Source organism: Paenibacillus sp. NPDC057934, assembly GCF_042887565.1.
Lineage (GTDB): Bacteria > Bacillota > Bacilli > Paenibacillales > Paenibacillaceae > Paenibacillus_AQ.
This window is the reverse complement of the sequence record NZ_JBHVPB010000006.1, coordinates 165,982-178,050: the sequence shown is the minus strand read 5'-3', so window position 1 is coordinate 178,050 and position 12,069 is coordinate 165,982. Positions and strand designations below refer to the sequence as shown.

Sequence of the window (12,069 nt, the reverse complement as noted above, 5' to 3'; positions counted from 1 at the left end):
GGTTCCCGGCTCAGTACCTGGATGTGGCACTGGCGTTGGTTCAAACTCCGGCACGGCTGCTCCATTGTTAATATCTTTGGATTCCAGCACGATCAGGGTGAACTTTACGACTTTACCTTCGCTGTCGACTTCATAGATACCTACGTAGCGGTTAACCCTCGAATCTACGCCAGGGATGTCGTTGCCCGCTGTGTATGGATCTATAATTCCAGATTCTGTTGGCGCTGTATCACCTGTATTCGGTGTTTCAATCATAGTGGAGGACACTTTCACCACTAGATGGTTCCCGGTTCCTGGCGTTACATTCGGAATTCCCGTCGTTCCCGGCCCAGTGCCTGGACGTGGAACTGGTACAGGCTCAAAACTTGGCGCAGGCACCTTCACTTCTCTAGTCCATTTTGCATATAACGTAACATCTTCCGTCACAATATCTGTAGCGAAAGTCCACGCATTCTCAAGCGTTGCTTCCTTATACCAGCCCCCAAAGGTGTAATCTGTGCGGGTCGGCGCTGTCGGCGCACTGATGGTTGATCCTTCACTCACTTTCTTAAGAGCCGCTACTGCAGAACCACCTTGCGAATCAAAATGTACGTTGTATGTGGGTAGTTTTTTCGAAAACCAATCCACATATAGCGTCATATCAGATAAGACGGAGATTGTTAAACCTGGTACATATCGGTTCCCCTGCCCATCCGCCTGCACATTCCAACCGTCAAATTCTTTTCCTGGTGGAGCAATAATTCCTGTGCCCTCCGGTAATGGCCATGACTTTTGTCCTTTAAGCACCGTCATAGAAGGCGGAACGGTACCCGTGCCTCCATTCAAGTCAAAAGTGATGGTATACGCCTCGAACCACATGGCATATAACGTAATGTTGGATGTCAGATAGGGGATGCGCACTCCTGGCGAATACCGATCTCCGGTCCCATCCTCCTTGGTACTCCAACCGCCAAAGGTCTTTCCTGTCGGCCCTGTGAATCCCATATTATTGGGAAGAGGTGGTGAAATTGGCCCCTCGCCTATTTTTATGGAAGACGGTACTGTACCTGTTCCGCCATTTAAATCAAAGGTAACGGTAAAAGCATTGCTCCACTTCGCATAAAGTGTAATGTCAGATGTCACGTTGCTGATGCTTGCATTCGCTTCATAACTAGTTCCGCTTCCATCTGCTTTAGTATTCCAACCGTCAAAATTCTTCTTTCCTGCCGGTCCGGTTAATCCCGTGCCATTCGGCAGCGCTGGTGAAGCTTGTCCTGGGGACACCGTCATGGGATCAGGCACCGTACCTGTTCCTCCATTTGAACTAAAGCTAACGGTGTAGCCGTCTGCGACCTTCCGGATTCGTTGGTTTAAAGTATCTGAAATGTAAACAGTTCCACTCTTGTCCACTGCTATGCCCTGCGGTATAAATAATTTAGCAGAGGTTGCCGGTCCACCGTCTCCCGAATAGCCGCCCGTAATACCTCCTGCTATCGTGCTGATCTTCCCGGATGTCATATCTACTTTCCGAACCTGATTTCCATCCAGGATGTACAGATTGTCATTACTATCCTTAGCAATTCCTCGGGGACCTACTAATTGGGCTAACGTCGCATCTCCACCATCTCCTGTACTGGCACTAGTACCATCGCCTGCTACCGTACTGATCTTCCCCGACGTATCTACCTTTCGTATACGAAAAGTACTACGATCTGCGATATACATATTGTCATTGATATCAAAAGTCATTCCATATGGATATGCTAATTTAGCAGAGATCGCATCTCCTCCATCGCCTACGTCGCTGTGACCATCGTATTCTCCCGAGCCTGCAACAGTGCTAATTTCGCCTGATTTATCTACTTTCCGAATTCGTTGGTTATACGTATCTGCTATGTACAGATTACCGCTACTATCAAAGGCTAATCCATACGGCTCGTTCAATTGGGCAGATGTCGCGGGCCTTCCGTCTCCGGTATAGCCTACAGAACCATTACCGGCTACCGTACTGATATTCCCTGACTTATCGACTTTCCGAATTCGCTGATTGCCCGTATCGGAAATGTACAGGTTATCGCTGCTATCCACAGCTACACTAGTAGGAGCGAACAACTGAGCCGAACGCGCCGGTCCATTGTCTCCCGAATAGCCTGTGTTACCATTGCCCGCTACCGTACTGATGATCCCTGATTTATCCACTTTACGAACCCGCTGATTTTGGGTGTCAGCAATATATAGATTTCCAATGCTATCAAAAGCTACTCCTTGCGGGAGATACAATCTGGTGCCTGGCCCCTTCGCTTCCCCTGCGTCACCTGTATATCCAAATTCACCATTGCCCGCTACTGTACTTATGATGCCGCTGCTTGCAGCATTGACTTTTCCGCCAGACAGTGCAGGCAGCATTTCCGCAATAAGCAAGAATACCAGCACGCAAGCTATGATTTGTTTTGCCTTTTGTTTCATTCCTTTGCCTCCTTGTAACATGCTTCGTGTAATGTAACTCACATTCGATCCGAGAGATTGCATATTAATAGTTTCTTCATACCTGGAGCCATTGTTCCAACAATATCGAGATGATCGTCTAAATAAGAAAAGTTCATCTCTAGATCACCATCATGCCCTATTCCTCCCTATTCTTTATCGCAATATATTCTAGCAAGCGCTTCTCACAAATTTCTCACAAATTATCGAGTGCTGTCGAAATAACAAAAAAACAGGGCAAATAAACATCGCCAAATAAACTGACCACGTGACGTGAGACAAGATATAATACGGATTCAAGAAATTGTAACTCTATCGAAATATGGCTCGGACTCGTATGGGGTGAGCAAATCAAGGATTTTTCATCGTTAATCACCATGGAAGGGTACCCTTATTCTTAACAGCATGTGTACACGACATAGGAAATTGCGACAATAAAAAAACGGCATCTCTGCCGTTTGTGTTCGTTCTTGGGGGAAAATAGGGGGATAGACCCCCTGATCTCATCGCTGCCAGCAATAACTGCTTAATGATGTGCTGGTACTTCATTTATATTTTCTTCAATCACAGTATCGATATTCTGTTCAAAGGCAGTAAGAAGTTCACGTACTTCATCCGTTGACTTCGTGCTCATCAATTGATTGCATAGTTCACTTGCCCCTCGGAATCCTTTGACATAGATCTTGAAAAATCGTAAAAGGGCTTTAAACGGACGTAGTGTTAATTCTGGTGCATATTTATCATGAAGATCCAGATGCAATCTTAGAAGATCAAGCAATTCGTCACTGCTATGTTCTCTCGGCTCTTGTTCAAAAGCAAAGGGATTATTGAAAATACCTCTCCCGATCATTATCCCATCCACACCATATTGCTCAGCAAGCTTTAATCCCGTTTCTCGATCAGGAATATCCCCATTGATTGTCAAAAGGGTGTCTGGTGCTATGCGATCACGAAGCTCCTTAATTTCCGGAATCAGTTCCCAATGTGCATCTGCTAGGCTCATTTCCTTTTTTGTACGAAGGTGAATAGACAGATTAGCAATATCTTGTTTCAGAATATGGGTTAGCCAATCCCGCCATTCTTCTATATCATAGTAGCCCAGCCTCGTTTTCACACTGACAGGTAATCCTCCCGCTTTTGCCGCCTGAATAATATCTGCCGCAAGATCTGGACGCAGAATAAGGCCGCTTCCCCTACCTTTTCTGGAAACATTGTGCACCGGACAACCCATATTGATATCCACACCTTTGAAACCAAGCTTGGCCATACCAATGCTCATTTCCTTAAAATATTCAGGCTTATCCCCCCAAATATGTGCCACCATTGGTTGTTCATCTTCCGTAAATGCTAAACGTCCCCGTACACCATATCTCAATTTAGGATGACAATAACTCTCCGTGTTTGTAAATTCCGTAAAAAACACATCAGGCTTACCTGCTTTACTTACTACATGCCGAAAAACAAGATCCGTTACATCTTCCATTGGTGCAAGTATAAAAAACGGCCGAGGTAAATCACGCCAAAAATTATTTAACACTACTTACTCAATCCTCTCACTATAGATCCAACGCTGTTTATTTTAATATAATTATTACGTAATTCAACAGTCCCACTGTAGTACCATGGATACATAGTATAACATTTCTTCTCTTTTTTACGAACCATCCAAACAAGAAACCAGAATTTAGACAGGTATTAATTTCATCACAACCCCCTACACGCCGACTGAACCCTGAGTTTACCCCCTAGATAGACTTCACCAAACCATAAAAAAACCACTTCGAATGAAGTGGTGCGTGTAAAAGGGGCTGAAAAATCATCTCACCTCTTACTTTGTTGATGCTCTATTTCTGCTTGGGCAGCCTTTACTCCCCTCACGATGGCCTGCTCAAGCACCACCGCTGCTACGGTGCCGACTGCGGTTACGGCAGCATTACCAATAAGCCCACTAGTATCAGTTCCGGTAGCTATGCAGAATATAGTGTCCCCGTCTTCTTGGATATGTACCGGGGAAATCGCCCGCGCCATTCCATCATGGGCAAGCGTCGCTACCCTCCCTGCCTCTGCTTTATCTAATTTGGCAGTGGTTGCAATAACAGCGATCGTTGTGCTTCTACTCCGGACCGCGGCTGGCATTGGTGGTATTCCCTCAAGAATTGCCTTAGTTTGGTTAACAAATTTACCATCAGGCTCGAGCGCACCGGCTATGATGTGATCCTCATCCCAAATATCCCCAAGGGCATTGACTACTACAATTGCGGCTACTACAGGCCCTCCCGAAATTTTCCAAGAAGCAGTTCCAACTCCGCCCTTCATCGGCGTACCATAGATTTTCCCTACCGTCGCACCTGCTCCAGCCCCAACACTGCCCATCGCCACGGAACCGGCCTTTGCAGTTTGTGCTGCCATGTAGCCCAGCCGTGTGTCAGGCCTAGGAGAGCCTTTTGCATAATAAAGGTCAAAAATAACAGCCGCAGGCACGGTAGGCAGCGGTCCCACAGCTGTCTGGGTACCATACCCATGCTCAGCAAGCCAGTTCACGACCCCTGCCGTTGCCGCAAGGCCGAAGTTGCTGCCACCCGTAAGAAGAACCCCCTGTATGAGGTCCGTTGAGGTTCCGGGCTTAATAGCATCTGTCTGTTCCGTACCAGGATAGCCCCCTCTGACATCCACGCCAGGGACTGCGCCTTCAGGATACAAAATAACAGTACAACCGGTACGACCGCTTTTATCCTCTGCATGCCCTACGAGGACACCCGGAACATCGGTGATGCTCCCTTTGGCACGAACTTTCGTTCCCCGACCAATCAAACTGTTGGCACTTGGCCCAATCGGATAATTAAGTATGCTGTGATCGTCTCGATATACCGTCTTCTCGGGATGCTGCACACCATTGAAAAAAATGTTGTTGTGTTTTTCAAATACCTTGCCCTGGTAAACCCCTGAATTCCTCATTCGAACTGGAAGACCCAAATATTTCGCCGTTCGATTAGCTTTGCTTCTTTCCATTATTTCAACTCCGATTTCATTCAGAATGGTACTGCTTAAGCCTCATCTGATGACATTCACCTATAAATAGTATGTTTGGGATGACAAATGTGCGCTAATAAACACCAACTTTACGGAATCATTAGTTTTAAATATAACGCAAAAAAAAAACGACATCTCTGTCGTTTTGAAAGGCCTCGGGTTGGTTTAGCTGCGTAAAACAATGAGACCAAATTCCTTTAGTATCCGAACCTATAGATTTTGGAAAATTAAACCACCTCCTGTCACCCGTCTCATTACTTTCCACAATTCGGTGGTTCATCAGTCCAAGCCGTTTATCAAGATTTGCATTTACTGTATGGAAAAATAAATAAACTTGGGGGGTGATCTTTTGTCAGATTGCAAAGTTGTTTATACTACGGGTATTCTTAGAAAGAATCCGATTACCAAATACGCTCTTGTAGACTGTGTGAATCTTGGTAACCGTTCCCGGAGAATCACGGTACAAGTATTTGATTGGTCAAATGGTTCTCCAGTATCTTTGAAAGTAAGTCCGTGTAACTCAACTAAATGTACTGTAAGTGTCCACCCGAACAAGTCCGCTTTCTTGTTTGCGGATGTTTCTAAGGTTGCATTCAAATATGAAGTTCGAATTATCCAATCAGCAGCCAAAACTTTTGTAACGAATGTCTTTGGAGTAACGAAAGCGCCATTCAAGCCGCAAGAAGGCGGTACCGTACTCCAGCGCAACTTGGTAAAAATAAAACTCCTTAAACGATAAAAAACTGACTTCTATACGGAGCGCTAGCAATATCACCTGAATCTATGTACCTTTCGTTTATATTGCCATAGAAGCAAGTGGCATAACAGCTAAACTCAATAGTTAATATAAATGCCGTGCTCCTCTGCTGACGTTACGTCCGTGCGGTCTGCCCTTGAGGTTTCTAGAAAGAATAAACATATCTTGGTGGAGCCTAGTAGATCGAACCCCTGACCTCATCGCTGCCAGCGATGCACTCTGCCAAGAATAGTCATTTACACACCCATAAACTAAATTAAACTTTTATTTTGAAGAACAATTAATGAGACAACTTAGATAACGGCTCACGTCCATTCTTTATCGCTGTCGATGATGTGCTCTCCCAACACTGGGTATCTAACTACCTATAAACATTGAACACTAGTATACATTTAATACGTACTTCCATTTAAAACATCTATTTTTCCAATCACTCATTTGTTGAAAAATAAGTTCAAATCATTTTCAAGCTCATACACCGTTTGGTAACGCTTTACTCTTTTTTCCATAGCTTTTAAAACAATATTTTGACACGCAACTGAAACATAAAATCTTTTTTTAGGCAGCTTACCGCTTAGCAAATAATAAAGCAGCGCTCCAAGTGAATAAATATCAGATAAGTGAGATGACTTAGATAAACTATTTAATTGTTCCGGATCGGTAAAATCCTCTTGGCCGTATCCACTTTTTGACACCCCTGTAAAGAAAGAATTTGAATTACGGTCCTTTGCCAATCCGAAATCCGCAATTTTCACTTTTAATTCATCTTCTATTTTAAATAATAAGATATTATTTGGTGCTAAATCTCGATGATATTTATTTTCTTCATGTAGATATTTAATACCTGTAAGTATTTGATTAAATATACTCAAGCGCACTTCTTCTGTAGCATAACGATTTTCCCGAATCCATTTTTCTAATGAACAGTCGGCTAATGGCATAGTGAACCAAAAAGGCGCACTATCATGTTGAATTTTTTCAACATTAATAATATTTACATGTTGTAACTCGTTTGTTAACAATCTAATCTCTCTTTTAAAACGGAGTATATATTCATCTCCATCACTACCATAAACTTGTTTGAAATAACTCCTAGGAAAAAGCACTTTGCAAGCAACAATTTTGTAGGATTCAGGGTCAAACACTTTATAAACTCTAGCGAAAGAACCACTTCCTATTTCCTCCAAAACAATTAGCTCAAATTTTCGTCTTATACTTTCTATTTTTATTAATTGGCTCTTTATGACGCTAACCATCCGATTCAAATCGCTATGTATATGTGTATTGGCTTTTACAAAATTCCCGTCTAAAATCTCCTTTTTTAATAAAGTATATTTAAATAAAATCTTCGACAACACCACATCGTTTTTATTAGACAGACCTTCAAAGTATTCTGCAATAAGTTGCAGACAACAATCAATATTTTTCAAAATAATTGGTATGGATTCTTGTGAATTTTCTAGTTTTAGAAAGGAAGATAATTTAAAGAACTGTTGTTGCAATTCCTCTGCTGGCGATATTGCTATTAAAGGAGCATGCAAACTATTATTAATGTCTGGGAGAAGAACTGAATCTAGCTCTTCTAGCGTTATACCAGCCGAAAGGGCTATTTCATTTCTGTATTTAGACAATATCTTAGGCTCTCCCCAGATTTGATTTGAAACGTGACGCAAGGGAAGCGCTCTCCCCTGCTCTTTTAGACTACAATAGTATGAAATTGCGAGAATGATTGATTTAAATTTTTCTAATGAAGTAATATCCGCTACTTGCATGTCTGACTTAATAATTACCCCTTCATTAATAAAACGCAAAATGTCTACTCTTGCCGACTCCGAAGTATGCGCTAACAACTGTATCGCCATTTCTTTTAATTTGAAAGCTTCTAAATTATGATCCGACTCTCTTTGAGAAAAAAATACCGATGCTCTAGGGTCAAGTTGAACAACTGAGGGTATCCAATAGCTTCCTTTTTGAGGTTTTTGGTTCTTAAAAACTACTTGTACTATACCATCTATCAAAAGAATTTCTAGACTATCATTCAAATCAGGCCAATTGTTTTTTTTTAACATATTATTAACAAAAGATTTGTACTGCTTAGGGCCTTTTATAAGAAATTTCACTATGGCTTCCATGACATGTCTTTTCCCGTGCGGCTTATTAAAAGAAGATTCTATCCCGCTAAATACACGACCAGTCATTAACATCTCAACAGGAAAAAGATAATCCTTATACGTTTTTTCTACTTTAATCCCTAAGTGATTTTCATCTATTTCAAAAACGGTATTCGGAAACACCTTTTAGTCCTCCTTTGCTACTTCCTTCTTGATTCAAAAATAGGACTGTCCGCAAATTTTTGTCCATTTCGAAGTTTTGACGTAATAAATGCATGATCGATCCAATCAATTGACTTTAAACTTTCGGAAATCTGATGTGTAATGAAATATTGTACATTTGATTTTTGCAAAATAGTGCCTATTTCATTTGCCCGTGCATCGTCGACACGTGCAGTAGGTTCATCAAGGAACATAAGACTGTTTTTAGTTCCTTCCTTCTGATTACTTACCGCTGCGAGTAGTAGCATAATACTTATTGCAGCACGCTGACCCGAAGAAAACTCTGGATCATCATAATTTACTAACTCTTTCCCATCAAATCCAATCTTAATTTGAATTTTCCAACTTAAATAGCTAGGACCCTCTTGTTGAAACTTTCCTTCGGCTCTAGCACCTAGTAGCTCTGCCATAGATTTGAATTCCTCAATATATTGGGTCATTGTTTCATGAACATGGTTCTTTAATGCCAGCTCTGCTAATACTAATCGGTTTTCCCATTGCTCCCGATCACCTTTAGCTAGTTCATAAGTTGTTGTTAAAACATCAACTCTCCTTTTTTGCGGTTCGACCATTGCTATAATACCTGCATCTATATTAGAATCTCTTTCGTATGATTCTATTTGTTCACTAATATTTCTCAGTGCTTTCTCTAGGATTTCCACATTCCATTCACTTCCATCTTCGCGCACAAAAATATTTTCACTTAATATCTCTACCTCAATGAATGATATCGAATGTTCATCATAGCCCATTTCTTCCAATTCAAGGATAGACTTCTTTAAATCAATTTTACAGTTGCCAATACTTCCCCGATAACCATTTATCGTACGTCCTACTTCATCAATTTCTTTCTGAATAGCTACTATCTCAGCTTCTTTCTGAACCTGCTGCTTCTCTAAAGTTTTAATAAGTTCAATCTGTATATTCCGGTTAGCATTGTAGTCTTCGTACTTTTTGTTGGCGGCATCCAAATTACGTTTAAACAGAGAAAGTTCTTTTTCCTGTTGCTCTTTTTCAATATATAATTGGGCTAAATGCAATAGTTTTTCCTGATTGTCTATACGTACTGATAGGTCCTCAATAAATAATTCTAGGGTATTTTTTTCATTTTTTAATAATTCAAACTTCTCTGTCAGAACATCCAATTCTTTTTCAAGTTGTAACCTATACTTCTCTCTTGCAGCGCTACCACAGACTAGCTCTCTTACTCTAAGAAAAAGTCCACCTTCTTGATCTTGAAGCAAACCCTTTTGAGTCAAGCTTTTAAAGCCATTTAGTGAAAGTTGATGTCCTTCTTCAACGCTCTCAACTAGGTAAATATTATTTAGATACTCTAGATATCCGCCTATTTGATCTTCATTAGTTATATCAAGTGCATTTCTTAAAGATATAAATTTCCCATCTAGCTTTTTTGAATTAATAGGATGTCTACTCGTTCGCGTTTGGGAGACCCTAGCTCCATATTCCTGACTCTCCTGAAGTTTCTTAGCTAAAAGGTGATAATCGGGTAATGTCACAATTCTATATCGTTCTCTCCCTAAGTAAGACTCAATAGCAGTAATCCATTGTTCATATTTAGGTTTTATAGATATATTTTCTGCTAGCATTAAATAGGGTATTTTCTCATTGTCCAATACACTTTTGAATCGTCCAACCCATTCAGGCAACGGGTTGTATCCTTGTTTAAGAGAATCAAGCTTATCAACCGTTATCTTTCTTGTATTCTCAATCGTTTTATATTCAAAATTAACTCCTTGTAAGTCAATTACAGTAGTTTCAAGCCTACTCTTTAAAGAATCCATACCCTCATATGGGATGATTTCTACTTGTTTAATAGTATTATTTAGACTATTATACTCCGCTTCTTGCTTTGCATATTGAGTTTGTCTTTCTTTCACTTCCTCAAAAATAGCCTGGATCTGATTTCTCATTTCCTCTTCTTTGAGTTCTTCGGTTTCTAGTGCTTTTTCAAGCAATGCAATCCCATCAATTATTTCACTTTTCGTGGTTTCTATTTGCCTTTGCTTACTCTCTTCTTCTAAAACCATTTTTTGTTGTCGCTTTAACTCATTTTTATTGTCCCAATATTTCTTTTTTAAAAATAATCCATTCAGCTTTTGCTGGCATACTTTACGATTTTCGTTTGCTTCAAATTCAATTTTTTTGTTTTCATATTCAGCTAGAGTTTTTTTTGCAGAAGCCAAGTCCTCAGAGCTTTGAAGTTCTAGATTTTTTACTTCTTTTAACTTTTCAGAAGCGAGGTCATGCTCATTTTGTACAGCTTTTTGGCCTTTAATATCAAAAATGAGTTGGAATAATCTATTTGCGTCCAAACCTACTACATTTTGAACATCTTCAGGTTTCATCAACATCAATTTTCTAAAAGCAAAAGTCAATCCCGCCACTTCTAGTTTTTGCAAATATTCTCCATATTTCACTCGGTTTAATTGATATGCTTTAGGGTTTTGGCCGAGATTAACTATATCCCGAAAAGAACCGTCGAACATATAATATTCTCGTTTGCAGTCTCCAGAAGAACGATCAAGTCTTACACAAACAGTAATTTCTGCTTCTTTAAAACCTAACGTTAAAAATGGCTGGCCCTCATTTTCACGATTCCAAAATGCTACCTGAACGACTGACCAATTGGAAACCTTATTTATGTAATGATCCATAGCACGATTATATTCAAATTTGGCATCCCCCAATGCAATTCTAAGAGCATCCATCAACGTCGTTTTTCCACTTCCTGAAGCACCAACAAATGCGTTAACTTTTTCATTGAACTGGTAAGGTGTAGCAACTGTCCCAATACGTCCCCAATACGCCGTGTTAAACTCTTTGATCCTAATCAAAGCCACTCCTCCTTGACCTTTTAAAGTTTCACTCTACAGGCTTTCCTTGTAATCTCCAAATCCAAATAGTGTTTCTAAACTAGATTGAGCCAGGTCAGTCAGTAAATCCTCATGCATCATATACATTGACGGTCCGGCTAAGTAAATACTTTCAGCGCGTTTCTTGATTATAAAACCTTGTGTTATTAATACTCCTAAAAAGCTTTCCATTCTTTTTTTGGAAGTCGGAATTTTAGGGGATCGTGCAAACTTATGGCCATACTTTTCATAAATTTCTTCAAACGATATGCTGAGTATTTGATTGATATTCACTTGCCCAACTCTCTTTGGGAGCAATAATTTAGCATATAGAATAAGTATTAAAGCCAAATGCCCACCTTTCAAAGACTGGTTTCTTTTTCTGAATTGTGTAAAACTATCATTTTCTCGTTTAACTCTGACAACATACCAAGGGCATTCTGGCCGATCTATAAGTTCAAGCCCTATCCAGTCGAGTCTGTCTTGAACAGTTCGATACAATAATGCATCCTTTGCTAAACTTAAGATTTCTTCTTTTTCTACCCAACCATAGTATAAACGTGTACAAATAGTTTTTGCCTCTTCTTCTATATCAATAATACTCATGGTAGCC

6 protein-coding genes are annotated in these 12,069 nt (G+C 40.4%); all 6 read right to left on the bottom strand.

Annotation, left to right across the window (positions count from 1 at the left end):
* Positions 1-2,445 (bottom strand): InlB B-repeat-containing protein (locus tag ACFVRY_RS15630; RefSeq protein ID WP_387501136.1); only part of this gene is annotated, 2,445 nt, incomplete at its 3' end.
* Positions 2,446-2,989: 544 nt separating this feature from the next.
* On the bottom strand, positions 2,990-3,946 hold the full coding sequence (locus tag ACFVRY_RS15625) for a tRNA dihydrouridine synthase (RefSeq protein WP_387501399.1): 957 nt from the start codon (positions 3,944-3,946) through the stop codon (positions 2,990-2,992).
* 338 nt (positions 3,947-4,284) lie between these two features.
* Positions 4,285-5,472, bottom strand: a complete 1,188-nt coding sequence (locus tag ACFVRY_RS15620; RefSeq protein ID WP_387501135.1) for a P1 family peptidase — start codon at positions 5,470-5,472, stop codon at positions 4,285-4,287.
* A 1,212-nt stretch (positions 5,473-6,684) separates the two neighbouring features.
* Positions 6,685-8,544, bottom strand: coding sequence for a serine/threonine protein kinase (locus tag ACFVRY_RS15615; RefSeq protein ID WP_387501134.1), 1,860 nt, complete (start codon positions 8,542-8,544; stop codon positions 6,685-6,687).
* Positions 8,545-8,561: 17 nt separating this feature from the next.
* Positions 8,562-11,438, bottom strand: coding sequence for an ATP-binding protein (locus tag ACFVRY_RS15610; RefSeq protein ID WP_387501133.1), 2,877 nt, complete (start codon positions 11,436-11,438; stop codon positions 8,562-8,564).
* A gap of 33 nt (positions 11,439-11,471) precedes the next feature.
* The gene (locus tag ACFVRY_RS15605) at positions 11,472-12,062 is read right to left on the bottom strand and encodes a hypothetical protein (protein WP_387501131.1); all 591 of its coding nucleotides are present in this window, start codon (positions 12,060-12,062) and stop codon (positions 11,472-11,474) included.
* Positions 12,063-12,069: the final 7 nt, after the last annotated feature.

Coding starts and splice junctions, on each gene's coding strand:
- ACFVRY_RS15625 (WP_387501399.1), bottom strand. CDS start 3,946: ATGGAAGATGTAACGGATCTTGTTTTTCGGCATGTAGTAAGTAAAGCA.
- ACFVRY_RS15620 (WP_387501135.1), bottom strand. CDS start 5,472: ATGGAAAGAAGCAAAGCTAATCGAACGGCGAAATATTTGGGTCTTCCA.
- ACFVRY_RS15605 (WP_387501131.1), bottom strand. CDS start 12,062: ATGAGTATTATTGATATAGAAGAAGAGGCAAAAACTATTTGTACACGT.